Origin of the sequence: Paenibacillus aceti (genome assembly GCF_003614185.1) — a bacterium.
Classification (GTDB): domain Bacteria; phylum Bacillota; class Bacilli; order Paenibacillales; family Paenibacillaceae; genus Fontibacillus; species Fontibacillus aceti.
Genome location: NZ_KZ987724.1, coordinates 5,252,393 through 5,252,657 on the forward strand (window position 1 = coordinate 5,252,393; position 265 = coordinate 5,252,657).

Sequence of the window (265 nt, forward strand, 5' to 3'; positions counted from 1 at the left end):
GTGAGGTCGGTGGTTCGAGTCCACTAGGGCCCATTTTATATCAGTATGGGGCCATAGCTCAGCTGGGAGAGCGCCTGCCTTGCAAGCAGGAGGTCAGGAGTTCGATCCTCCTTGGCTCCACCAATATTCCCTGATAGCTCAGTTGGTAGAGCACTCGACTGTTAATCGAGTTGTCACAGGTTCGAGTCCTGTTCGGGGAGTTGCTTTCCCAGAAGGTGAAGATTTTGCTATTGAAGCTTAATCCATTCGCTTTCTGGGGACCCTA

General features: G+C 51.7%; 2 tRNA genes. Both read left to right on the top strand.

From position 1 onward, the window contains the following. The first annotated feature begins 47 nt into the window (after positions 1 to 47). Positions 48 to 123, top strand: a tRNA-Ala gene (locus BFJ94_RS23530). Between the two features lie 4 nt (positions 124 to 127). Further along, positions 128 to 200 (top strand) — tRNA-Asn (locus BFJ94_RS23535). Positions 201 to 265: the final 65 nt, after the last annotated feature.